Raw genomic sequence first — 25967 nt, 5'->3', positions numbered from 1 at the left:
TTGTCCCCCCTGCTCCCTGCCCCATTCCCCCTGCCCCATTCCCCAAGATCAAAAATCCGTTCGACGGTCTTGGGGTAGAAAAGATCGCTCCATCGGAATTGGAGAAACTGGCTCTGTGAGGGTAAACGTCCCTGCTTCGATCCATTTTTTCAACTCTAGGGCGACTTGCCTAGAAAAAAACAAACTCGCTAAGGGGGCAGAGCGTACAGCTTTGCCCTCAATAGTGATCCTCCCAGATTTGAGTTGGGCATAACTCACCAAACCAAAAGTGGGACGAACGCGTCGGGGAATGGAAAAATCTACTATTGGGGCTACTAAGTCTTTATCTTGTACAGCGCAGTGTTCCACTACTTGTTCATTTAATACGGGGAGTGGTACACCAACCCCTAACATCAATGAGGGACCATAACTTTTAAAGTAACAACCCCGCACCCAATGAGCATCCATTTGTTTGGCATCACCAATTAAAGCTAAAGTCGCAGAAGGCCCAATTGGTGTACGATTAGCTAAACGTTTTTGTAAGGGGAAGTGCTGAGTGCCTTCCCAGGCGACATAACCAATACCGCCACCTAAAAAAATTCGAGTCCCTATACCAACGAGTTGCAAATCAGGATCGTTGAGTAAGGGGGAAATAGCACCGGGATTAGAGTAAACGGCATTCCCCAAACGCGGTTGTAAAGGGCCCAGATAGGTGAACAGGGGGCGATCGCCACCATTTACACCAACAATAAAATTTTGATAAAGATTACGTGGATTGAATAAATAAAACTGATTTATCGTTTCACGGGTAACTGTAGTCTCAAAACTTGCTCTGGGGTAACAATCTGTTACTTGTCCTTGCGCTTTTACATGTATAGCTTTACCAGCGATCAAATCTTCGATTACATGACCGCCGCCACGTTCTCGGACTTCTTCTCCGTCTGTCGTCTCCACAGCACAACTCGCACCCAAATATAAATCTACTGCTCCAAAACCAGAGTATGCTGGTACGCCATCTAACCAGCAACGACGAATTTTGATCGGAGGGTCAGTGTGTCCGAGATTGATAATTGCACCGCTTGATTCCATCGGCTCAAACGTACCAGTGGTAATTACATCAACTTCTTTAGCCGCTTTAGTAACACCAATTTCTACAACTCGTGCTTTTAACTCTTCAGTTGTCAACACTACCGCACGTTGGCGGATGATTTTCTCGTTAATTTCTGCAATTGTTCGCATCTTATCAGTGCTAGCGCTTCCTGCTATCTTCCTCTCTGAAGGATATCTTGATAAATCAGAGAATCTTGCATAATTTCCTGTCGAAATAGTTGTCTGCCAATCTCGATACGACAGCTTAACACCCCCGATAGGCTTAAAATTCACCAAAAACAATTCGACTATTGCAAAGTCCAAATCATATATTTTTTGGGACAAGCACGTAAATTGTATCAAAAATATTTGACGAGCTACGTAAAATTACTATCAAGAAAGCATTGCATTATCAATCAAATGTATGTATGGTTAGGATTAATTAGACTTGCTGAATCTAGATAATTTTACGTGAACAGAAAGAAACATTTCTGGCTTTTGTAAAGAATCTCAGCCAACTAGTCAATCACAAAATGGGAGCTAATAGTAGATGCTAGAAGGTTTTGCTAAGGGAGAAGCTACTTGAGAACAGTTATACAAGGGATGTCTAAGCAAAAGTTAGAACTCTATATATTTGCGAAGTTGTCCTGACTTCTACCCACTCAGCACAATTAATTCTATTTATTGCTATTCATTTTATCGAAACAGAATTCAGGAGTCAGGAGCCAGAATTCAGTTGGGTATTCTGTGCGACTGGTGGATAGCGCAGCGTAAAGCTTTCTCTACGAGAGGCTGCGCCAACGGCATGGCTTCTCTACGAGACGCTACGCGAACGCTTGAATTGTTAGAAGCTGAACAAGAAAAATTTATATTGGGTGTAACTCTACCTTATCGTTGTTATGATGTGTCTGACGAAAGCCAACAGCAACAAAAGGCAAGTCAAGCATTAGAATACTTTATTGTTCAAGTGAACAACATTCATCTCAACCAATTGCAACAAACGAGTGACACGCAATCAGAGAAGACAGAATCTACTTCTTCATCTAATGAGTCAAACAAAGCGGGAGCAGAGGTAACGAAGTAGAAAGATACTTGATTAGTTAATTGCGATCGCAAATTAGTCGAGTATTAGTTGAAATAGGACAATACAGTTCAGTTAAGGCTAAAACTCTTTGCCAAGTCAATTTTTTTAACGAACCGCATTCGCGCAGCGTCTCGTTAGAGAAGGACGCAAAGATAAGAAAGAAGTCCTTAACTGAACCGTATTGTCAAATAGGATTTCTTCAGACTAACTGGAAAGGCTAAGATTCCCAACTTATTAAAAAAATGGGGAATCTTATTGTTATTTCACACAATTACAGCTTTTGCAAGAGAGGGAAAGGGCTTTTTATTAACCCTTTCCCATTTTGCTGAATTATGTAATAAATCTAATCTGCTAGCTGGGTTTGTGGTTAAAAGTTCTGGTTACAATGTTTTTTTGATTCTAGCAGCGATCGCAGTTGTGATTTTTAAAGTTCTTTGCTTTCTGTGTACTAAAACAAAAACAAAATTTAATAGAAAGACATCATGTCCAAAGCATCTAGCGAAACCACAGTTTTTTCATATAAACCTCGTCTACCTTGAGAACCGTAGTTTTGTAGGTTGGGTGCAGCGATCGCGTAACCCAAGATAAATAAGGTGGTAATGTTAGGTTGCGTTTAACTCCACCCAACCTACATAAATATATCTTTTAAAAAACTCTAGATTTCAACATAGATGAGGTTTATATCATCATTGGGCTGACTTATGTAGATTTGGGTTTAGAGCTTCTACTTGGTTTGGGGATGAACCGAGCCTTATCGCTTTAGTTGCAAAGATTTACAATCAGTAATTATTGTTTAATAACTGTCTTAAATAGTTTAATTATCCGCTTAACTGTCTTAACTGTCTTCTAATTGTTCAATTTTTAATTTAACTATCTGCTTAACTGTCTTAACTGTCTTCTAATTGTTCAATTTTTAATTTAACTATCTGTTTAAATGCTTTAGCCTACGTATTGCTTTTTTTCTATAACCATGAAAGATTATGAGAACACCATAAATTACTAAAAATTCATTTGCCATCATCTGAAATGAGTAATAACTCAAACAGATTTTTCAAATCTCCTATTTTTGGGTATAGAGAACTTGAGCTAAAACTCACATAGTTCTTTATCTGGACTAAGAGCATTTTATCGAAACAGAATTCAGGAGTTAGAATTCATTTTGAATTTTCTACGAGAAACTACGCTATCAGTTGCAGGTTTGAATTGCTTACTGATTGATTATGACCAAAGGCGGAGTATCTTGGGCTTTGCTCCTGAATTCTGACTTCTGAATTCTTCTTCAAATTATTCTCTTGATACAAGCCACCACCAAAAAACTATACGTGGGGACATAGCGCGATTGGTGAAGATGCTCATCAATTGCCAATCTCAGCCACGAAATGAAGACAGCAAGAAGACTCCAGAGGAGGTTACGCGCAGATCATGCAACCCTTTGAACTGCCAGAATTTTACATGCCTTGGCCCGCGCGGCTGAACCCAAACCTGGAAGCGGCGCGATCGCATTCCAAAGCTTGGGCCTACCAGATGGGGATACTTGGCTCAGAAGAGGAAGCGGAAAGCTCGGTTATCTGGGACGAGCGCACATTTGATGCTCACGACTACGCCTTGCTTTGCTCGTATACCCATCCAGATGCGCCAGGGACAGAGCTTGACCTAGTGACCGATTGGTATGTTTGGGTGTTCTTCTTCGACGATCACTTCCTTGAAATCTATAAGCGCACCCAAGACATGGCTGGGGCGAAGGAGTATCTCGGCAGACTACCAATGTTCATGCCGATTTATCCCACCGAAACCCCCCCAGTACCTACCAACCCCGTGGAGTGCGGCTTGGCCGACCTGTGGTCTCGCACCGCGTTTACTAAATCTGTGGACTGGCGACTTCGATTCTTTGAGAGTACCAAGAACCTCCTGGAAGAGTCTCTGTGGGAACTTGCCAATATCAACCAGGATCGAGTCGCTAACCCCATCGAATACATTGAGATGCGCCGCAAGGTTGGCGGCGCTCCGTGGTCAGCGGATCTCGTCGAACACGCCGTGTTTATAGAGATTCCGGCTGACATTGCCTCGACTCGGCCAATGCGTGTACTCAAAGACACATTTGCCGATGGAGTACATCTACGCAACGATCTGTTCTCCTACCAGAGAGAAGTAGAGGATGAAGGCGAGAATGCCAACTGCGTGTTGGTCTTGGAGCGCTTCTTGAATGTGAGTACCCAGGAGGCGGCTAACCTCACCAACGAACTGCTAACCTCGCGGTTATACCAGTTTGATAACACTGCCGTCACCGAGTTGCCCCCTCTCTTTGAGGAGTATGGACTAGACCCAGTGGCTCGTGTGAACGTTCTCCTTTATATCAAAGGACTTCAGGACTGGCAGTCGGGCGGTCACGAGTGGCACATGCGATCGAGCCGTTACATGAACAAGGGAGGAGATAATTCTCAGACATCCACGCCATTTCTGGGAGGCCCCACAGGGCTAGGCACATCGGCTGCGCGGATTGGATCGCTATACGCCGCCTTGGGTTTGGGGAGATTTAAGAGCTTTACTCACGTTCCATACCAGGCTGTCGGGCCAGTAACACTGCCGAAGTTTTATATGCCCTTCACTACAAGCTTGAATCCCCATCTAGATGCCGCGCGGAAGCATTCCAAGGAATGGGCGCGTGAGATGGGGATGCTGGAATCACTACCTGGGATTCCTGATGCCGTCATCTGGGATGACCACAAGTTTGATGTTGCCGATGTAGCCCTCTGCGGTGCGTTGATCCATCCGAATGGGTCTGGCCCTGAACTGAATCTGACAGCGTGCTGGCTTGTTTGGGGAACATACGCTGACGATTACTTCCCGGCGCTCTACGGGAATAACCGTAACATGGCTGGTGCGAAAGTATTCAACGCCCGACTGTCGGCGTTCATGCCTCTGGATGACTCCACCCCCAGCGAGGTTCCGACTAATCCGGTGGAAGCAGGCTTGGCAGATATTTGGTCTCGCACAGCTGGCCCCATGTCTGCCAACGCGCGGACTCAGTTCCGCCGCGCAATTCAGGATATGACTGACAGCTGGGTGTGGGAACTCGCCAACCAGATCCAAAATCGGATTCCCGACCCGATAGATTATGTTGAGATGCGCCGTAAGACCTTTGGCTCGGATCTGACCATGAGCTTGTCGCGACTAGCTCAGGGGAGCGAGATCCCGCAGGAGATTTACCGCACCCGAACGATGCGATCGCTGGATAACTCGGCCGCCGACTTCGCCTGTTTAACCAACGATATCTTTTCCTATCAGAAAGAAATCGAATTCGAGGGCGAAATCCATAACTGTGTGCTGGTGGTTCAGAATTTCCTTAACTGCGATTTGCCGCAGGCCGTTGAAGTTGTCAACAATCTGATGACCTCTAGGGCGCTCCAGTTTCAACTCATCGTCGCCACTGAACTACCAGTTCTTTTCGACGATTTCAACCTGGATGCAAGTACCCGCGAGAAACTGCTCGGATACGTCAAGAAACTAGAGCAATGGATGTGCGGTGTACTCAAGTGGCATATAACGGTAGACCGCTATAAGGAGTTTGAATTGCGTAATTCGTTAGCAGGACGGCTACTTAGCGGGCCCAGAGGGCTGGGTACTTCAGCTAGGCGTATTGGCTCGTTGATCGGTGAGGGGAGTCTTAAATCATTACTCGGTCAATGAAGTTAGGTTTTTTGTCGGTGAGTTAATTCAAGGTCAGTATGCGATCGCGTGAGATCGGTTTTTTTAGTAACTAAAAAGTGGAGGATTAAGTTGTGACGTATTCTAACGACCCCAATTTGAATGTAGAAGATCAGCAGCCCCATTTAACCTTGAGTACAGCAGCGGCGCGTAATTTGGCAACAACGGCCAAATCTGCACCGCAAACCCAGGAAATTACATCGCGGTGGTTATTGAAGTTATTGCCGTGGGTGCAGACAAAAGGTGGCGCTTATCGGGTCAACCGTCGGTTGAGTTATTCCGTCGGTGATGGGCGAGTGACTTTCACCAATACTGGAGCAACGGTGCAAGTGATTCCCCTAGAACTTACTGAGTTGCCATTGCTGCGAGGGTTTAACAACCTTGACGTATTGACCGGGTTAGCAAACCAGTTTGTTCAGCAGGAGTATGCCCCAGATGATGTAATCGTCGAACTTGGCCAGCCTGCCGATCGCGTCATTTTAATTGCTCGTGGTAAGGTCAACAAAATTGGTGTTGGCAAGTATGGCGAGCAGATCGTGTTCGATGTGCTAGCTGACGGCGACCATTTCGGTGATGAAACTGTGGTGCAGTCCGAGGATACTTGGCAGTACACCCTCAAGGCGATTACCAGAACCATCGTTTTATCGCTGCCGCAAGCGGCCTTTGAAAGGGCGATCGCTCAGTCTGAGGCGTTGGGAACCCATGTTGAACAGTTCCGCACCCGCTTGAACCAACCACAGACTCCTCAAGGTGAAGCTGCCATTGAGCTAGCAGCTAATCATCCCCAAGAGGCTGAGTTGCCGGGAACCTTCGCTGATTACGAACTCAAACCCAGAGAATATGAGTTGAGCATTGCTCAAACGGTGTTGCGAGTAAGTACGCGGGTAGCCGATCTGTACAACGAACCGTACAACCAGACAGAAGAACAACTGCGGCTAACTATCGAGGCATTGCGAGAACGTCAAGAACACGAATTGCTCAACAACCGCGAATTCGGATTGCTGCACAATGCGGACCTCAAACAACGGATCTACAGCAGTAGCGGCGCACCCACCCCCGATGACTTGGACGAACTGTTGGCGACAGTATGGAAAGAGCCGGGATTCTTCCTGGCTCACCCCCGGACAATCGCTGCCTTCGGTCGTGAGGCCAACCGCCTGGGTCTCTATCCACAAAGCGTAGATGTGAACGGGGTTCAGGTCACATCTTGGCGCGGCGTACCTATCTTTCCTTCCAACAAGATCCCCATCACCAATAACCGTACCAGTTCTATCCTTTTGCTCCGCACTGGTGTAGAAAAACAAGGGGTAATCGGCTTACATCAAACTGGTATCCCCGATGAATACCAACCCAGTTTGTCTGTTCGATTCATGGGCATCAGCGAAAAGGCAATCATCTCCTACCTCGTCACCGCCTACTACTCCGCAGCCGTCCTCACTCCTGACGCACTTGGCATCCTCGAAGATGTCGAAATCGGGCGCTAAATATCAGGAGTGTTGAGTGAGTAAAAATTAGGGCTGACTTTTGATCCCCTACAAGAAAGTAGGCGGTCTTTAACTCAGGGATTACCAAGAAATAAATTATCCACTCTTGTGGGGTGGACATCTTGTCCGCCCCTTTCCACGGGCTATCGTGTCGCCCACCCCACAAGAAAAGTTGTATATTTTTTTATTTGGAAGTTCCTCAGCACTCTTGATGCACTTTTATTAGTAATTAGAGGATGGGGTGATGACCGATTTTATTGAATCAAATTTAAATGTTGAGAGTGGACAACCTCAACTGAGTTTGAGTAAAGATGCTGCGCGTAATTTGTCCACGACCACCAAATCTGCACCGCAGACGCAGGAAATTACCTCGCGGTGGTTATTGAAGATGTTGCCGTGGGTGCAGACGAAGGGTGGCACTTATCGGCTGAACCGTCGATTGACCTATACGGTGGGTGACGGACGTTTGAGTTTCTCTAACACCGGAGCCGAGGTGCAGGTGATTCCCCAAGAACTTGGTGAGTTGCCCTTGCTGCGAGGGTTTGACGACACCGAGGTGCTGAGGGCGTTGGCAAGTCGGTTTGTTCAGCAGGAGTTCGCACCTGGTGATATCATTGTCCAGTCAGGTCAGCCAGCCAATCAGCTTTTCTTGATCGCACATGGCAAGGTGAACAAGATTGGTATCGGCAAGTATGACGAGCAGCCTCTGTTAGATATGCTAGCTGACGGTGATTATTTTGGCGATCGCGTGTTGGTGGATTCAGAAAGCAATTGGAAGTTCACAGTCCAAGCTGTGACCAGATGCACCGTATTAGTGCTACCACAACAGGCATTTCAGGAACTGCTCAACCAGTCGCAGGCGTTGCAGGCTCAGGTTGAGCAGTTTCGGACTCGCGCAGAACTTCCACAAAACAAGTATGGGGAAGCTGCGATCGCGTTATCAACCAGTCATAGTACAGAGACGACGTTACCAGGAACATTTGTTGACTACGAACTCTCACCCCGCGAATATCAGTTAAGCATTGCTCAGACTATGTTGCGAGTGAATACTCGTGTTGCGGATCTGTACAATCAACCGTACAACCAGACGGAAGAACAATTGCGGCTGACGATTGAGGCATTGCGGGAACGTCAAGAATACGAGTTGATCAACAACCGCGAATTTGGATTGTTGCACAACGCCGACCTCAAACAGCGCATCTACACCCGCACTGGCCCCCCTACTCCTGATGACTTGGATGAATTAGTCACTCGTCGCCGGAAGTCGAGGTTCTTCCTAGCTCATCCCCGGACTATTGCAGCCTTCGGTCGCCAGTGCAACCGTCAAGGCATCTATCCAGACACCATCGACATGGATGGGAGCAAAATAATCACGTGGCGCAATGTACCGATTCTGCCTTGTAACAAGATTCCGATTACCAAGAACCAGACCAGTTCTATCCTTGTACTCCGCACTGGTGAGAAAGATCAGGGTGTGATTGGCTTACATCAAACTGGTATCCCGGACGAATACCAACCCAGTTTGTCTGTCCGATTCATGGGCATCAGCGAAAAGGCCATTATCTCCTACCTCGTTACAAACTACTACTCCGCAGCTGTCCTTGTCCCTGATGCACTCGGCATCCTCGAAGATGTCGAAATCGGTCGCTGAGGGGAATCGGGCATATAGACACTAAGGAGATGACCAAAAACCAGTTAGCATCCAAGGTGCTGGCTTAAAACCTTAACATGATTAATTTCAGCTTTCGGAGAGCATATAATTTTTCCAAAAACCACTTGACTGACGCAAAAGCCCTTTACAAACCTCTTACCTTTGCGTTCTTCTCTAACGAGACGCTGCGCGAATGTGGTTCGTTTGTTCATTCTCTCATTTTTGTCTGAACGCAACACAATAAACCTGCTTTGAAAATAAAACGGTTGGGATACTCCCGCCTTTCGTGCGACAATTGAAAGAGAAATAAGGGTATAGGCAATTTTTGAAGTTGCCTATACCCTCAGATATATAAACTAAGTTTTTGTAGTCGCGTATGAGTCTAAGTTAGCGCTTTAGCAACTACTGCCGAAAGAGATTCGTTTGCTGCTTGCTTCAACAATTCGGCTTTATCGGTCTGTTCCCAAGGCAAGTCTAAATCAGCCCGCCCAAAATGACCGTAAGCCGCGACGTCCTGATAAAAACGTCCGCCTCGTTCACTTGGTAGGTTGCGTAAGTTGAAGGTATGAATAATACCTGCTGGACGCAGTTCAAAGTGTTTGTTGATTAATTCCAGTAAGGTTTCTTCATCAACTTTGCCAGTGCCAAAGGTATCTACCAAAATGCTTGTTGGTCGCGCTACACCAATAGCATAAGATAGCTGGATTTCAACTTTTTCTGCTAACCCAGCAGCGACAATATTTTTCGCCACATAGCGAGCCGCATAAGCCGCAGAACGGTCTACCTTCGTGGGGTCTTTGCCAGAAAAAGCGCCGCCACCATGTCGTGAATAACCACCGTAGGTGTCAACAATTATTTTCCGTCCTGTCAGACCAGAGTCTCCTTGAGGGCCACCAACGACAAATTTGCCAGTGGGGTTAACTAAAAAACGCGTCTGATCGTTAGGCTTAATGTCAATATCGCCAAAAACAGGTTCGACTACTGCCGACCAGAGGTCTTGTTTAATCTTGGCTTGTACAGCCGCCTCATCCGTAATTTCCCCAATAGTAGCTGTATGCTGGGTGGAAATTAGAATAGTATCAATACCTACTGGCCGCCCATCTTCGTAGACCACAGTTACTTGGGTTTTACCGTCAGGACGCAGGTATGACAATTCGCCTGTTTTACGAACTGCTGCCAATCGGCGAGCAATGCGGTGGGCGAGACTGATGGGTAAGGGCATCAGTTCTGGTGTTTCGTTGCTGGCAAAACCGAACATTATACCTTGATCGCCCGCACCAATTTTGTCGAATAGCTCATCACTATCTTGTTGGCGGGTTTCTTGGGCGGTGTTAACACCTTGGGCAATATCAGGTGATTGTTCGTCTAAAGCCAGCAGAACGCTGGTGCTGTTAGCAGAAAAGCCATTATCAGCATTGGTATAGCCAATTTCGGCAATTTTTTTGCGGGCGAGATTGACGAAATTCACATTTGCTTTGGTGGTTATTTCACCAGTGATTAGCACCAAACCAGTGTTAACTACTACTTCAGCAGCGACACGGCTGCTAGGGTCTTGTGTCAGTAGGGCATCCAGAATGGTATCAGAAATCTGATCGCAGATTTTATCTGGATGACCTTCGGTTACTGACTCGGAGGTAAATAGATATCGACGAGACAAAGCAAATTCCTCCTGACTTGAGTTTTTTTGCTGACTAAATATGGTATTCAGTTCAACTACCTAAATTTAACGTGTGCTTCCAACGAACGGCATTCGTTATGCCTTGAGAGAAACAATTTAGTTTCCTAGGAGCCGTCGAACTCACATTAATTTATGAAATCATAACAATATTTATACTTCAGTAGTTAGTATCTTGTTGATATTGATAAAAACCACTCATTATAAGCTAAGTATCTGTAAAAAAAATAAATTTATGGTAATTATTTCGTGGGCAAAATGTATTTAATAACACAAAAAAAGGGGACACCCAGAAGCGCCCCCACAAACTTTGACACAAGTACTGCTGCTTTTAAACCTGAACCGCTAGCTTTGCTTCCGTAGCTGTCAAACGCTCATAGGCAGCACGCATTTTTAAACCTGTAAGTACTTGGAAGAAACCAGTACCATTATTGGAACCTGGATACTCACGGTGCTGGAGTAACAAATGAGTCAATTCACCCTGATATTTGGTGGATGTATTGCTGAGATGGGTTTCGATATAAATTACTTCTTCCAAGTTGTCAAATTGACCATCTACCTCTAGTACTGAGACATAGCGACCGTAGTAAACATCTGAACCGTAGTATAGTTGCATACCAGGATAAGAACAGGTCAGCTTGCGTCCACAGGGAGTCCAATTAATTGTTGAGCCTTCATCAAATAGGTAGGTTGGATCAAAGCCTTCCTTACCTTCCCGTTGGAGCATACGTACTCGTAGGACTCGACGCTCGGTGTCGTTTTTGATCAAGTTGGTGGGTAATACTTGGAGAACTACATCGGCAAATTCTCTTTGTGGTTCGATAAACTTTTCAAAGTCAGGTTTGCGGGAATTGATTTGCGCTAAGACATCTTCGTAGCGATGACCGCGTTCAGCCATATCTCGCTGGATTTTCCAGGCGATTTTGACTTCATCGCTAATATCAAAATAAACACTGAAGTCGATTAGCGATCGCACCCGCTCATCATATAAAGGATGCAGCCCTTCAACAACTATAATGTGATTCGGCTCTACCCGCTCTGGCGGATCGAGCAAGCCTGTTTCGTGGTTGTAAATCGGCTTATCAATCCCTTGACCATTTTTGAGCGCTTTAATTTGCTCATACATTAGGTCAAAATTATTCGCTCTGGGGTCTAGTGCCGTTATCCCAGTTTCTTTACGCTGTTTGCGATCCAAGGAGTGATAATCATCTAAGCAGATGACTGTCATCAAATCTTCACCAAACAAATCTATCAAACGACGCAAAAACGTAGATTTCCCGCACCCAGAGTCTCCGGCTACTCCAATCAGTACCACGCGTTCCGGCTTACTTGTCATAAATCCCCTCTAAAATACTAAAATTGTGTCAATATTTTTTCACACAGCAGATTCTGAAGCCAGGAGTTTACCCCTTTGGTTTATCCTGCGTTCTTGCTACCTAGCACATCTATAAGACACCAAGCGGGTAGGCAACAAAGTAATTAAGTTGCTACTCGTCGGACTAGCCTGAATGTTGGTGCCGGTAAGTATTTAATCCTAGTGGTATATTTGATTTTAACAGAAGGGGGTATCCCATACAAGATTACTGTCAAGAAGAATTAGCGTGGTTCATGAATCATTTTTAGCTAATTTAGTTGTTAATTTAAAAATGGGGATCAGTACCGCTTATCAGCGTTGCAACTTTATTAGACTGCTACTTGTGACTCTATATAATTAAGACTATAAGGTATAATTTACTATTGCCGGGAATTTACTAATGTTCTTAGATTGTAATTCCTACTCGACAATACTTAAGATATTCAAAGCAAAAATCTACCCAACGAATGAGCCAAGAACTTGCATTAGTCAAATTATTGGCTGTAAATTTATGTATATGGTCAAATACAAGCGTTTGGGTTATGGCAAAGTACTGAATAGAGGTTGACAGATTTTTCACATCAAGTAAAACTGATTATAGTTGGTTAAATCACGCTTCTCTCTATTGCTATGTTTGTAGCTGAAGTTGTAATATTGATGTAACTATCTTTAGATAGGTCATAAAATATAGCTAACAACATTTTGAGAGAGCAGTAGATTTGGTGAAGAAAAACCAATGAAAAGAAAACTTTCCGGTATTGGTATTCCCCGATTTAAGTCCTCGAAGTAAGTAAACACAACGGCAAATTTTGGAGGTCAACTGAGTGGTAGCTTCCAGCAATCAAACTAGTTCTCCTATCAATATCTGCTATTGTGAGTTGCTCGTTGGGTAGTCAAGTAAAAAACTATCTCGCTAATGCGGGTGGTAGTTAACAAAAAAAAGATTAAATTGACTCATTATTAACATTCTCCACAAGACTTATCATTTACCTTAAAAGGTGAACAGGTGTGTTTTTTGCTATGCCTGCATGTCTTTGGTGAGTGTACTTAGCAAGGCATTAATTTAATGATGCCGTTTTTCCTTGAGAGCCAGTTTTGTGAAACGAAAATCCGGTAAACTAAAGCTGGCATGGGATAGGAATAGTTTTTTTTGAAAAACGGTTAAGTAAATTATCGGAGTGGTAGAAAGAATGTACAATCAAGGTGCTGTTGAGGGTGCTGCCAACACAGAATTAGGTAGCCGCATCTTCGTTTATGAAGTAGTGGGTTTGCGTCAGAGCGAAGAAACTGATCAAACTAACTACCCAATTCGGAAAAGTGGCAGTGTGTTCATCAGAGTGCCTTACAACCGCATGAATCAAGAAATGCGACGTATCACTCGTCTAGGCGGCACAATTGTTAGCATCCAGCCTATAACTGCTCTAGAGCCAGTTAATGGTAAAGCCTCATTTGGGAATGCTACAAGCGTTGTCAGCGAATTAGCTAAATCTGGGGAAACTGCTAACAGTGAAGGGAATGGTAAAGCCACACCTGTAAATGCTCATAGTGCTGAAGAACAGAACAAGGACAAGAAAGGCAACACCATGACTCAAGCGAAAGCCAAAAAAGACCACGGTGACGTTCCTGTTAACACTTACCGTCCCAATGCTCCGTTTATTGGCAAGGTAATATCTAATGAACCGCTAGTCAAAGAAGGTGGTATTGGTATTGTTCAACACCTTAAATTTGACCTATCTGGTGGGGATTTGAAGTATATAGAAGGTCAAAGTATTGGGATTATTCCACCAGGAGTAGACAAGAACGGCAAGCCGGAAAAACTGAGACTGTATTCCATCGCGTCAACTCGTCATGGCGATGATGTAGATGATAAGACAGTATCACTGTGCGTCCGCCAGTTGGAGTATAAGCACCCAGAAACTAGCGAAACAGTCTACGGGGTTTGCTCTACGCACCTGTGTTTCCTCAAGCCAGGGGAAGAGGTAAAAATTACCGGGCCTGTGGGTAAGGAAATGTTGTTACCCCAAGATCCCGAAGCCAATGTGATCATGATGGCAACCGGAACAGGTATTGCTCCCATGCGGGCTTATCTGTGGCGGCAATTTAAAGATGCGGAAAGAGCCGCTAACCCAGAATACCAATTTAAAGGATTCTCTTGGCTGATATTTGGCGTACCAACAACTCCAAACCTTTTATATAAGGAAGAACTGGAAGAAATTCAACAAAAATATCCTGATAACTTCCGCCTAACTGCTGCCATCAGCCGCGAACAGAAAAATCCCCAAGGCGGTAGAATGTATATTCAAGACCGCGTAGCAGAACATGCTGATGAGTTGTGGCAGTTGATTAAAAATGAAAAAACCCACACCTACATCTGCGGTTTGCGGGGTATGGAAGAAGGTATTGATGCAGCCTTAACTGCTGCTGCTGCTAAGGAAGGCGTAACCTGGAGTGATTACCAGAAGCAACTCAAGAAAGCCGGTCGCTGGCACGTAGAAACTTACTAATTTAGTCATTAGTCATTAGTCATTAGTTTTAGACAAAGAACGAAGGACGAAGGACAAATGGCAAAGGAAGCAGGATAATCAGTAGGTAGGGCAAACGCTCTACCTACAATTGTTCTTGGTGAAATTGGGTGCAAAAATTGTGGGTGTGAAACTAGGAATACTCGGATTAGGCACTGTGGGAACGGGAACAGTGCAGTTGTTGCAAGATAAGGCTGGACGGCACCCGTTGTTACAAGAGATAGAAATCTATCGGGTGGGAGTACGATCGCTCGATAAACATCGGGCAGTGGAATTATCTACAGAAGTCTTAACTACAGATTTAGAATCCATTGTCAACGATCCGGCGGTAGATATAGTTGTCGAGGTGATGGGCGGGCTAGAGCCGGCGCGATCGCTAATTCTCAAAGCTTTGAGTAATGGTAAGCACGTAGTCACCGCCAACAAAGCAGCGATCGCTCGCTTTGGGGCAGAAATTTTCACAACTGCCAATCAAGCCGGCGTATACGTCATGCTAGAAGCTGCTGTGGGTGGCGGGATTCCGGTGATTCAACCCCTAAAGCAGTCTTTGAGTGTTAACCGCATTCACACTGTCACAGGCATTGTGAACGGTACAACTAACTACATCCTGACGCGGATGCAAACAGAAGGCAGCAACTTCAGCGATGTGTTAGCTGATGCCCAACGTTTGGGTTATGCTGAGGCTGACCCTACAGCCGATGTTGATGGCTTAGACGCAGCAGATAAAATTGCCATCTTGGCATCATTAAGCTTTGGTGGACGCATCAACCTACAAGATGTTTATACTGAGGGTATTCGGCAAGTGAGCAAAACAGATATTGCCTACGCCGAAAAATTGGGATTTGTGATTAAATTGTTAGCGATCGCTAAACGTCATACTCCCTCATCACCACTTTCCGTCAGAGTTCATCCGACTTTAGTGCCCCAAGCTCACCCTTTGGCTAGCATCAACGGCGTTTACAACGCCATTCTCGTCGAAGGAGAACCCATCGGGCAAGTAATGTTTTTCGGCCCCGGTGCTGGTGCTGGTGCAACCGCCAGTGCTGTTACATCAGATATCTTAAATTTAGTTGCTGTCCTCAAAACCAATACAGCAGTTGCAAATCCATTAATCGCTTGTGGACATCAAGAATACTGCCAAATTGCGCCGATGGCAGAACTGATAACTCGGTTTTATGCCCGTTTCCTTACCAATGACCAACCGGGAGTTATCGGGAAATTGGGGACTTGCTTTGGTAACTATGGCGTTAGCTTAGAGTCAATTGTCCAAACTGGCTTTCAAGGCGAACTAGCAGAGATCGTGGTTGTTACCCATGATGTGCGGGAAGGCAATTTTAGGCAAGCTTTGGCAGAAATCCGGGATTTGTCAGCGATTGAAAGCATTCCCAGCTTACTGCGTGTACTTTAAGATTAATGTTTTAGCGAGCAATCGCTTTCAGGGGTTCCCATAAGCTAGAATACGTAATTTTTTTAGCTCTTTCTTTACGTCTGTGCTTGCTAAAATCAAGAACAAACCTCACTCATGCGTGAGGTTAGCCCTATGACTTTAGATATTACCGTTACAATTAACAGGATTTACCAATGCAGCCATCCAACGTTGAAATTAATAAAGAATTCTGGAACAATTATGCCAAAACATGGGATAAATCTCAAGTTATTCTAGGTAATCAAAAAATTACAGATGATGAAAGAGATAATTACGTCAATTATTTAGGTGATGAATGGGCGACAGTAGAAGATGCAGTCAATATTGTAAGTGAGTATATTACACCGTTTATTTCTCAAGACAGTACAGTTGCAGAAATAGGTGTTGGTGGTGGTAGGATTGCGGCAAAAGTGGTTGAAAACGTCAAAAAATTATACTGTTTCGACATAGCACAAGAAATGCTAGATAATGCTGAAGCAGCGCTTATGGAATATCCTCAAATAGACTTTCGTTTAATAAAAAATTCTCAATTTGAACCTGAGTTTAGCGAAAAATTTGATTTTGTATATTCATTCGATGTATTTGTACATTTAGATTTACAAACAATTTGGAAATACTTAAATGGTATTTTTGCAACTCTCAAGTCAGGTGGAAAAGCTTTTATTCATACCACTAATATAACTACACCAAATGGTTGGGCAAGGTTTGCTGCATACGATAATGATGAGGTATTGTATCAGCCCACTTCACCAGAAGCAATTAAGTGGTTAATAGAAAAGGCGCAATTTAAAGTGATTAAAGAGTCCAGTCCAAATGGAAAGAACTTTTATTTGGATCGGGATTATTTAGTTGTAATACAGAAGTAGATTAATCTGGATGAGAACTTAAAGGATAATATTAGCGTTCACTTATGGCGCGTAGCTTGCTGCCGTAGGCATCGCTAATATTCCCGCATCCGCATCTAAAGTTACCTCTACACCCACTGGTAAAGCTGCATTGGGACTATCGTGACCAAAAGGTAAGTCAGAGACAATCGGAATACCTAAATCACCCAAGCGATCGCGCAATACTTCTTCTACACTAAAGCTAGAAACAGTTGGCGGCGCTTCACAACGAGTAAAACCGCCTAAAGCAATACCGCAGACTTGAGATAAAACACCACTCAAACGCCATTGTGTCAGCATTCTATCGATGCGATAAGGTGCTTCTGTGACATCTTCTAACGCCAGTATTACACCATCCAGATGTGGCAGGATTGGTGTAGCTAAAAGATTAGTGGCAACAGTGAGATTACCTGGTAGCAAAGTACCAGTCACCACGCCGCCACCCCATCCGCAACCTTTGAGAGGTGCGAGAGGACGACCTTCTACCGAATCGAATAATCTCTCAACTGACCAATCTGGCTCATCTGCCAAAGTTGTCAGTACGGGAGCATGAACGCCGGAAATTCCTGCTATATAAAGGCTCCATAATAAAGCTGTGATATCAGAAAAGCCTATAAGCCACTTGGGAAGGGTTGAGTTTGCTTGCCAATTCCAATCTTCTAAAATGCGAGTGCTGCCAAAACCGCCTCTAGAACAGAGAATACCGCGACAATCGGGATCTTGCCATGCTGCTGCTAATTGCTGACGGCGGGTTTCGTCTGTTCCGGCGAGATAACCCCATTTGTCATCTATCTGAGGACTGATTTCTAGTCGATAACCACGCGATCGCCAAATTTCTATACCCCGTTCAAATGCCTCCAATTCTCGCAAAGCACCACTAGGGGCAATTACTCTCAGTAAGTCTCCAGGTTTTAGGGGCGGTGGTAAGATTTTGGATGGCATGAAAATATTTGGGGGTGAGCAGAAACGCGATTCATCGCGTCTGTACAAGGGGTTAAGAATAAAGACTATACCTTAGAACTCCGATCAAATTTTATTGAAATCATTTTTGAAATTACCGAGTGTTCTTATAATTACGGTGAGGATTGCACAAACTGAAAGTAAACATTAGCAGTCAAAGGCTCTGGTAATGGTTTTCCTTGCGCTTGGTAATCTTCAATCAAAAGTTCCAGCACTTCCTCACCATTATTGAGAGCATCCGCGTAGGTATTTCCATGAGTGTGTGCATAGGGGCCAAACTCAGGTAAGCTGACAATGTACTTTTTATCTTCATTAGACCACTGAATTACAATACTATATTGCCGTTTCATTAGTCCTAGCTTTTTGGGGCAAAAGATAAATACCCCCAGAGATTAAAGTCAGGGCGACAGAAATCCAAAAGGCAAGCAAAGAGGGAGTTTGCCACACTTCACCTAGAGGCGCAATCAAAAGTGCGATCGCAACTATTTGACTAACAGTTTTGAGTTTACCCCAAATGTTCGCCCCGGTAATCGTCGTTTGATTCACCCGCCAACCAGCGATCGCTAATTCCCGCGCTAAAATCAAAAACACTCCCCAAGCCGGCACTTTTCCTAGTTCAATAAAAACCAGCAACGGCGCAAGTACCAGAAGTTTATCCACTAAGGGATCGAGAAACTTACCCAATTCGCTAATTTGGTTGAGTTTCCGCGCTAAATAGCCATCTAACCAATCTGTCAATGCAGCAACGAGAAAAATCGCCAAACATATCCACTGAGCTTGAGGTGTGGGATTATATAAACCATAAAGTAGAAATGGTATCCCCAATAGGCGAGAGAAGGTAATCCAGTTGGGTATGGTCATAGGGAATTCAAAAATCAAACTTCAAAATTAACAACTGTAAAGCAACAAGCAGTCAAGCAAATATGCAAAATCTATGCAGATTAGTGTATCTGAGTGTGACTGCGTGGGAAAATCTGTTTTCTGTAGCTCTCTTAAAACAATACTATGACTGAACACACAGACTCTCAATTCCGCATCGAACGCGATTCGATGGGCGATCGCCAAATTGCTAGTAGCGTTTATTACGGCATTCAAACGCTACGGGCAATCGAAAACTTTCCTATTAGCGGCATTAAGCCTTTAGCTACTTACGTAGATGCTGGATTAATCATTAAAAAAGCTACAGCAATTGTGAATGGAGAACTGAATTGCATTCCCCAAGATATTAGTCAGGCGATTGTGCAAGCAACTGATGAAATCCTGGCTGGGAAGTTCCGAGATCAATTTGTCGTGGATATTTATCAGGCGGGTGCTGGAACATCCCACCACATGAATATCAACGAAGTTTTGGCAAATCGCGCCTTAGAAATTCTGCGTGAAGAAAAGGGCAATTATAAACGTGTTAGTCCTAACGATCATGTTAATTATGGGCAGTCTACCAATGATGTGATTCCTACCGCAATTCGGATTGGTGGATTATTGGCATTATCTAAGACATTACACCCAGCTTTAGAGAAGGCGATCGCATCTTTAGAAAACAAAGCTGTAGAATTTCAAGATATCGTCAAATCTGGCAGAACCCACTTACAAGACGCTGTACCCGTGCGTTTGGGCGAAAATTTTCGCGCATGGGCGCAAATTCTTGCAGAACATCAAAACCGGATTTACACCGCCTCTGGTGATTTAATGGTTCTGGGTTTGGGAGGTAGCGCAGCCGGAACGGGGTTAAATACTCATCCTCTATATCGCGCCCGTGTGGTAGAAGTTCTTTCAGAATTGATTGACACTCCTTTAGAACCTGCACCGCATCTTATGGCAGCTATGCAGAGTATGGCCCCATTTGTAAATGTTTCTGGTGCTTTACGCAACTTAGCGCAGGATTTAGTCAAAATATCTCATGATTTGCGGCTGATGGATTCGGGGCCAAAAACAGGTTTGAAAGAAATACAACTTCCCCCAGTGCAACCCGGTTCTTCGATTATGCCAGGGAAATATAACCCAGTGATGGCAGAGATGACATCAATGGTGTGTTTTCAGGTGATGGGTTACGATAGTGCGATCGCATTAGCCGCACAAGCCGGACAATTAGAATTAAATGTGATGATGCCGTTGATTGCCTATAACTTGATTCACAGTATCGAAATTCTGGGTAATACCATCGCTGTCCTTACAGAACGTTGCATTGAGGGAATTACTGCCAACCAGGAACGTTGTTTAGCTTATGCAGAAGGTAGTTTAGCCTTAGTAACCGCACTAAATACCCACATCGGTTATTTAAATGCCGCCGCTGTCGCCAAAGAATCTTTAGAAACTGGTAAATCTTTACGGCAGATTGTCTTAGAACGCGGATTGATGAATGAGGCAGAATTAGCCACAGTGCTAAATCTAGAACAGATGAGTGGTATTTTACCTCTGAGTCGAGAATCAAAGCAGATCGATTAGTGTCAATTTTTTTAACGAACCACAGAGGCGCAGAGTACACAGAGAGAAAAATAAGTAACTGAGCAAAAAATCTCTCATGATTCTGCGTTCTCTGCGTTCTCTGCGGTTCGTTTTTGGCTGGATTTAATTTGGCGGATCAAAACGATTTACTACTGTAGCCCACAAAATCATTGGTGAACCAACTGCTAAACAAAATAGCCACTGCTGCAAGTTTAATGGTGCTGTTTCAAAAACTTCATTAATTAATGGCACATGAGCAAAAATAATTTGCAAAATAATTGCTCCTAAAATCCCAAAGCCAATAGCAGGAATATCAACGTTTTCTTTAATTGTGCCGTCCATCTTGGCAATCAAATTCGGAATTAATTGACTAATACTCAATAAATAGAATATCCGTCCAGCAATGAGAGCGTTAATCGCCATTGTTCTCGCTAAATCGATATTACCCGTAGTTTGGCGGATATATTCAAATACTCCAAATATGACAATCCAATTAAATAGAGAAATTGCCAAAATTCGTTGTAACCGACTCCCTGAAATTAATGGTTCATTAGGATGACGAGGCGCTTTTTGCATGACGTTTTGCGCTTTTGGCTCAAAGGCTAAAGGCACTGTCATAGTAATAGAATTGAGCATATTTAGCCACAGAACTTGTAAAGATAAAATTGGTAAATCTCTGGCTAGCAATGTGCTAATTAAAATTGTCATTGATTCACCACCGTTGACAGGCAAAATAAAGCAAATTGCCTTGAGCAGATTTTTATAAACTGCCCGTCCTTCTTCTATAGCAGCTTCAATGGAGGCAAAATTATCATCGGTAAGCAGCATATCTGCGGCTTCTTTGGCAACTTCTGTACCAGTACCACCCATCGCAATACCAATATCTGCTTGTTTTAAGGCTGGTGCATCGTTGACACCATCTCCTGTCATGGCAACGATTTCACCTTTTGATTGCAAAGCTTCGACTAAACGTAGCTTTTGTTCTGGGGCGACACGGGCAAAAACTACACCTTCTTGGGCAACTTCGGCAAGTTCTGTTTTATCCATCTTTGCTAGTTCTGCACCTGTGAAAGCCAGAACTGAGCCATTTTTGTTGATGCCCATGCGATAAGCGATCGCCTGTGCTGTGATAGCATGATCGCCAGTGATCATTTTGACCTCAATTCCCGCTTCCTGACAGGCTTGTACTGCCTTAATCGCACTCTCACGCGGCGGATCAATCATTCCCTGCAAGCCGATGAAAATTAACCCGGTATCAATATCTGGATGATCTAGGGTATTTTGCCCATCGGGTACTAGTTTTTTCGCTAAAGCTAATACCCGCAAGCCTTGCCGTGCCATAATATTGACTTCCCGCTCGATGCTGCTTTGCCGTAATGTTTCTACACAATCTAACGGGCGGGGTTGTCCATCAGTGTTCAACATCAGAGTGCAACGCTGAATAATAGCCTCGACTGAACCCTTGACATAAATAGTCTTACCTTGGGGTGTGGCGTGCAAAGTCGCCATGTATTGAAAGTCTGATTCAAAGGGAATCGCATCTACCTTTAGCATTTGCTTAAGTAAGGTAGGCTGACTAAAACCTGCTTTATTTGCTGATGCAATTAATGCCCCTTCTGTGGGATCTCCCATTACTACCCACCTACCATTTTTCTTTTCTAAATGGGAATCGTTACACAACAAGCCTGCGATTAAACATTCTTGCAAACCTTTATGGCTGTTGAGGTTCACGGGTTTGTCATCTATCAGGATTTCGCCTTCCGGTGTGTAACCGATACCAGTGAGAGTATATTGATATCCCCCCGCATAAATTGCCTGTACTGTCATCTGGTTTTCTGTCAAAGTCCCAGTTTTATCAGAGCAAATAACAGTTGCACTTCCCAAGGTTTCTACGGCTGGTAATTTGCGGATAATGGCGTTGCGTCGTGCCATCCGAGAAACACCTATGGCTAGGGTGACTGTCACGACTGCTGGTAATCCTTCAGGAATCGCACTGACTGTTAAAGCGACTGCTGCTTCTAAAGCTTCTTGAAAACCTCGAAAGCTTAATCCCACTACAAAGCAGAGGGCTGCTAATCCTAACACCATATACAGCCAATTCTGGCTGAATTTATTGAATTTTCTAGTTAAGGGAGTAGAAATATCTGTGTGCTGCTCCATTAACTGAGAAATTCGCCCTGTTTCTGTGCTGTTCCCTGTGGCAACTACAACACCAGTACCTTGCCCAAAGGTAACGAAGCCACCCGCATAAGCCATATTTTTGCGCTCGGCGAGAGCAATATCTGGCTTTAAAATTTGAGTATTCTTTTCTACCGCTACAGATTCACCAGTCAGGGCAGATTCATCTATTTGTAAATTTTTAACTTTAATTAACCGTAAATCTGCTGGTACTTTATCACCAGAAGTTAGTAAAACAATATCTCCAGGCACTAACTCACCAGAAGCAATGCGTAATTTTTGACCATCTCGGATGATAGTTGCTTCGGTGGTAATTGCTTTGGCGAGGGCTGCGATCGCACTTTCGGCTTTTGATTCTTGAATAAATCCAATGATGGCGTTGGTGGTAGTCACTCCCCAAATAACACCAGCATTCACCAAGCTGCCAGTTAGCGCCTTTACTAAACCCGCACACAACAAAATAATCAGCAGTGGTTGGTTAAATTGCAGTAAAAATTTTAACCACCAAGCTTTGCTTTTCTTGCCTGTGAGTTCGTTTGCTCCCACTTCAGACAATAAGTGTTTGGCTACTGCACTACTCAAACCATTCTCAGCATCACTATGCAAGTGAGCGATCGTTTCAGAAATTTCCAAAGTATGCCAAACGGTGGATTGCTTTTCTTGGGGTGCGATGGGAGATGCTGCCTGTACCATATTTATTTCTTAAATCTAGTGTTAAATAAAATTTAGCACTAAAAATAAGTGCTAAATAAAAACAAGCACTAATAAAAATTGACTATTATCATCATTACTTTCAATGCTTGCTCAGTAGTCATGGAAGTGAGTATGCTTGCCGTTAAGTGGGGATTAAAACCAAGGGCAAAACTAGGTGAATTTGGATTTGTCTACTCCTTTACAATTAGTTGGGCGATCGCTAGAATTTCAGCGGATTGTCGAAGTACTAGCCCAAGATGGAGACTTGCTGATTACTGGCGTACCTGGTAGTGGGCGACGAACTTTAGTGCGAGGGGCTGCTCAAGAAGTTGGTGCGATCGTCTTGGAGATAGACTGCATCCGCGCGACAGATGGAGAGCGATTTATCCTCCTGCTAACAGAGACAATTAGCCAAAACTGGGAAGCAGCACAAATTCAAGACTGGGTAAGCAACTTTGGGAATGAGTTTTTTGCTTTTCATCCAGAAGGCAAACTTAAGTCATTGCGTTCCCTGAACCAAAAGCAGTTATGGCAAGCATTTGAAATTTTGCTCAATTTGCTCCAAATTATGGCTATTGCTTTAAATAAGCGGGTAGTGCTGATTTTGCAGAGTTTTCCGCACATTCGCTCTTGGGATCGTAATGGTTTGTGGGAAGCCACATTCAGACGAGAAATCAATGTACAAAGTCATGTCAGCTACGTCTTAGTAGCAACCATAGCTGAGATCAGCCATCATCCAGATGAGACAAACTATCCGCTAGAAACTATACAGTTAGCTCCCTTAGCTAATGACGTTTTGGCATTGTGGGCTAGGGAGATATTGCATATACAAGGAATGAAATTTGATTCTCGCTCCCAAGCACTACAATTATTTTTAGATGCCGTCCAAGGACACATTGGCGACGCAATGGCAATAATTCGCCGCCTGCAAACTTTTTCTTATCCTGATGGGTTAATTAGTGAAGCAGCAGTACAGCAGGCAATAGAAGGATTGCTCAAAGACTTGTCTTTAGTTTTTGAATCTTTACTCATGTTATTGCCAGCCAATCAGGTGCATCTTTTAGAATCTTTGGCTTTAGATCCTACAGATAAACCACAAAGTAAAGAATATATTCAAAAACATGGTCTTTCAAGAGGTGGTAGTCTTCAGGGATCGCTGACTGGATTACAGAACAAAGGTTTAATTTATAGTGCTGAACAGGGTTATCAACTAGCGTTACCTTTATTGGCTTTGTGGTTACGGCAGAGGTTAAGCTAGTATCGCAGAGCGGAATTAAAAATTAAAAATTAAAAATGAATACAGCGTAAGCGTTTCGTTGATTTGGAATGGGTGGTTTATTTACGCCGTGCTGTACTAGTGGTCTGTCTCATTAATTCTGAAGGGTTATAAAAGTTCGTAGTAAGGACTTTAGTCCTTGATTTGAGCGATAAATCGCTCACTACAAACCTAGCAAAATTAATGCGATAGACCACTAGTACGCGAGATTTTAGAGAATTGGTATAAATAGGAAGAAGAATATCTTCATTACTGGTAATTTATTATCCATGCAGACTCAAAAATCATCTGTCAGTCTGATTCGGGCTATATCCTACGAACGAGAGGCTTTACGAGAATCTTTAGTTACACTGCTGGAACCTTTTGGAGGAATAGCAGCGTTTGTAAAAAAAGGCGATCGCGTTTTACTCAAACCAAATCTACTTACAGGCTCACGTCCTGGTAAAGAGTGTATCACCCGTGCAGAGCTAGTTTACGAAGTTGCCCAGATGGTAATTGAGGTTGGCGGTAAGCCATTTTTGGGCGATAGTCCTGCTTTTGGTAGTGCCAAGGGCGTAGCAATAGCAAATGGCTATCTGCCTATTTTAGAAGAACTCAATCTTCCCATCATCGATTTTCAAGGTCAGCGTTACCAAACAATTAGTGATAACTTTAACCATCTGCGACTGTCTAAAGAAGCAATGGAAGCAGACGTAGTAATTAATCTACCTAAAGTTAAATCACATGCCCAGTTGACATTAACACTGGGCGTAAAAAACTTGTTTGGTTGCGTCCCTGGCAAAATGAAAGCTTGGTGGCACATGGAAGCCGGAAAAGATGCGAATAGATTTGGTGAAATGTTAGTAGAAACTGCTAGAGCAATTAACCCTAACTTAACCATATTAGATGGCATCATCGGTCATGAAGGAAATGGCCCTAGTAATGGTGAACCTCGCCAACTGGGAATTTTAGCAGCCGCATCAGATATATTTGCTTTAGATCGAGCAATGGTAGAAATCCTCAATGTTCCTCCTGAACAAGTACCTACAGTTGCAGCTTCTCAAAGGCTAGGAGTTTGTCCAGAACTTGCTGCTATCGAGTTTCCACATTTAAATCCCGACTTATTAAAAATAGAAGATTGGCGGCTACCAGACAAGTTGATGCCCATTGATTTTGGTATGCCTCGCGTAATTAAGTCTACCTTTAAGCATCTTTACACCCGATTTATCAAAGAACCAATTAGTGTTTACGGAAGGAACTGAGGAATGGGGAATGGGGAGTGGGGAGTGGGGAGTGGGGACAAGGGAACAAGAGGTGAGAACTTGAAACAAGTCTTTCCCCTTGTCCCCTTGTCCTCTTGCCCAATGCCCAATCTAATGCAAACTTCGTTACAGCAATTTCAATTATTAGCAGAGTAATCTGTAATTACCCTCCGATTGCTTAACCAGACCGCCCTATTATATTTAGTGGCGGTTTTTTTAGCTGATACGCCTCCTTCTAAAATATTATTTACTCTACCTATATATAGATTGACAAAAATGCAGTGACATTACATAGATATTAAGATTTAAATTCTAAAATATTTA

The 25967-nt window shown here is 43.8% G+C and carries 16 protein-coding genes and 1 pseudogene; 10 read left to right on the top strand and 7 right to left on the bottom strand.

What is annotated here, in order from left to right; translation table 11 throughout:
• Nucleotides 1–48: 48 nt before the first annotated feature.
• Complete coding sequence (locus GJB62_RS24115; protein ID WP_114084048.1) at nucleotides 49–1218, bottom strand: homocysteine biosynthesis protein; 1170 nt, start codon at nucleotides 1216–1218, stop codon at nucleotides 49–51.
• Nucleotides 1219–1903: 685 nt separating this feature from the next.
• Here GJB62_RS24115 and GJB62_RS24110 point away from each other — a divergent pair.
• The 4 genes and pseudogenes from GJB62_RS24110 to GJB62_RS24095 all read left to right on the top strand — a co-directional run.
• A pseudogene (locus tag GJB62_RS24110) lies at nucleotides 1904–2152 on the top strand (DUF4231 domain-containing protein); the annotation flags it as partial.
• A gap of 1422 nt (nucleotides 2153–3574) precedes the next feature.
• Nucleotides 3575–5839 carry a family 2 encapsulin nanocompartment cargo protein terpene cyclase gene (locus tag GJB62_RS24105; RefSeq protein WP_114084047.1) on the top strand — a complete coding sequence of 755 codons (2265 nt, stop codon included), beginning with the start codon at nucleotides 3575–3577 and terminating at the stop codon, nucleotides 5837–5839.
• Between the two features lie 92 nt (nucleotides 5840–5931).
• Entirely contained in the window at nucleotides 5932–7341 is a 1410-nt protein-coding gene (locus tag GJB62_RS24100; RefSeq protein WP_114084046.1) for a family 2B encapsulin nanocompartment shell protein, read from the top strand.
• Nucleotides 7342–7585: 244 nt separating this feature from the next.
• Entirely contained in the window at nucleotides 7586–8992 is a 1407-nt protein-coding gene (locus GJB62_RS24095) for a family 2B encapsulin nanocompartment shell protein (RefSeq protein ID WP_114084045.1), read from the top strand.
• A gap of 382 nt (nucleotides 8993–9374) precedes the next feature.
• On the opposite strand, the gene metK is transcribed toward GJB62_RS24095, so the two are convergent.
• Both metK and GJB62_RS24085 read right to left on the bottom strand, forming a co-directional pair.
• Nucleotides 9375–10649: a methionine adenosyltransferase gene (gene metK / locus GJB62_RS24090; RefSeq protein ID WP_114084044.1), complete on the bottom strand. Its 1275-nt coding sequence runs from the start codon at nucleotides 10647–10649 to the stop codon at nucleotides 9375–9377.
• 349 nt (nucleotides 10650–10998) lie between these two features.
• Complete coding sequence (locus GJB62_RS24085) at nucleotides 10999–12003, bottom strand: phosphoribulokinase (protein WP_114084043.1); 1005 nt, start codon at nucleotides 12001–12003, stop codon at nucleotides 10999–11001.
• A 1208-nt stretch (nucleotides 12004–13211) separates the two neighbouring features.
• On the opposite strand from GJB62_RS24085, the gene petH reads away from it, so the two are divergent.
• The 3 genes from petH to GJB62_RS24070 all read left to right on the top strand — a co-directional run bounded on the left by petH (nucleotide 13212) and on the right by GJB62_RS24070 (nucleotide 16835).
• Nucleotides 13212–14525: a ferredoxin--NADP reductase gene (gene petH / locus GJB62_RS24080; RefSeq protein WP_114084042.1), complete on the top strand. Its 1314-nt coding sequence runs from the start codon at nucleotides 13212–13214 to the stop codon at nucleotides 14523–14525.
• 139 nt (nucleotides 14526–14664) lie between these two features.
• Nucleotides 14665–15951 carry a homoserine dehydrogenase gene (locus tag GJB62_RS24075; protein WP_114084062.1) on the top strand — a complete coding sequence of 429 codons (1287 nt, stop codon included), beginning with the start codon at nucleotides 14665–14667 and terminating at the stop codon, nucleotides 15949–15951.
• 173 nt (nucleotides 15952–16124) lie between these two features.
• The gene (locus tag GJB62_RS24070) at nucleotides 16125–16835 is read left to right on the top strand and encodes a class I SAM-dependent methyltransferase (RefSeq protein WP_114084041.1); all 711 of its coding nucleotides are present in this window, start codon (nucleotides 16125–16127) and stop codon (nucleotides 16833–16835) included.
• 42 nt (nucleotides 16836–16877) lie between these two features.
• Here the strand turns inward: GJB62_RS24070 and GJB62_RS24065 are convergent, their stop codons facing one another.
• The 3 genes from GJB62_RS24065 to pgsA form a co-directional block, all read right to left on the bottom strand.
• On the bottom strand, nucleotides 16878–17795 hold the full coding sequence (locus GJB62_RS24065) for an LD-carboxypeptidase (protein ID WP_114084040.1): 918 nt from the start codon (nucleotides 17793–17795) through the stop codon (nucleotides 16878–16880).
• A 131-nt stretch (nucleotides 17796–17926) separates the two neighbouring features.
• Complete coding sequence (locus tag GJB62_RS24060) at nucleotides 17927–18163, bottom strand: type II toxin-antitoxin system HicB family antitoxin (protein WP_114084039.1); 237 nt, start codon at nucleotides 18161–18163, stop codon at nucleotides 17927–17929.
• Complete coding sequence (gene pgsA / locus GJB62_RS24055; RefSeq protein WP_114084038.1) at nucleotides 18147–18674, bottom strand: CDP-diacylglycerol--glycerol-3-phosphate 3-phosphatidyltransferase; 528 nt, start codon at nucleotides 18672–18674, stop codon at nucleotides 18147–18149. Before pgsA ends, GJB62_RS24060 begins: the two co-directional genes overlap by 17 nt.
• Before the next feature lie 144 nt (nucleotides 18675–18818).
• On the opposite strand from pgsA, the gene GJB62_RS24050 reads away from it, so the two are divergent.
• Nucleotides 18819–20255 carry an aspartate ammonia-lyase gene (locus GJB62_RS24050; protein ID WP_114084037.1) on the top strand — a complete coding sequence of 479 codons (1437 nt, stop codon included), beginning with the start codon at nucleotides 18819–18821 and terminating at the stop codon, nucleotides 20253–20255.
• A 123-nt stretch (nucleotides 20256–20378) separates the two neighbouring features.
• Here GJB62_RS24050 and GJB62_RS24045 read toward each other — a convergent pair whose 3' ends face one another.
• On the bottom strand, nucleotides 20379–23126 hold the full coding sequence (locus GJB62_RS24045) for an HAD-IC family P-type ATPase (RefSeq protein ID WP_114084036.1): 2748 nt from the start codon (nucleotides 23124–23126) through the stop codon (nucleotides 20379–20381).
• Between the two features lie 175 nt (nucleotides 23127–23301).
• On the opposite strand from GJB62_RS24045, the gene GJB62_RS24040 reads away from it, so the two are divergent.
• Nucleotides 23302–24384 carry an ATP-binding protein gene (locus GJB62_RS24040; protein WP_114084035.1) on the top strand — a complete coding sequence of 361 codons (1083 nt, stop codon included), beginning with the start codon at nucleotides 23302–23304 and terminating at the stop codon, nucleotides 24382–24384.
• Nucleotides 24385–24671: 287 nt separating this feature from the next.
• Complete coding sequence (locus GJB62_RS24035) at nucleotides 24672–25643, top strand: DUF362 domain-containing protein (protein ID WP_114084034.1); 972 nt, start codon at nucleotides 24672–24674, stop codon at nucleotides 25641–25643.
• Nucleotides 25644–25967: the final 324 nt, after the last annotated feature.

It is taken from the genome of Nostoc sp. ATCC 53789, assembly GCF_009873495.1.
GTDB classification, from domain to species: domain Bacteria; phylum Cyanobacteriota; class Cyanobacteriia; order Cyanobacteriales; family Nostocaceae; genus Nostoc; species Nostoc muscorum_A.
This window is presented reverse-complemented; position numbering and strand designations above follow the sequence as displayed.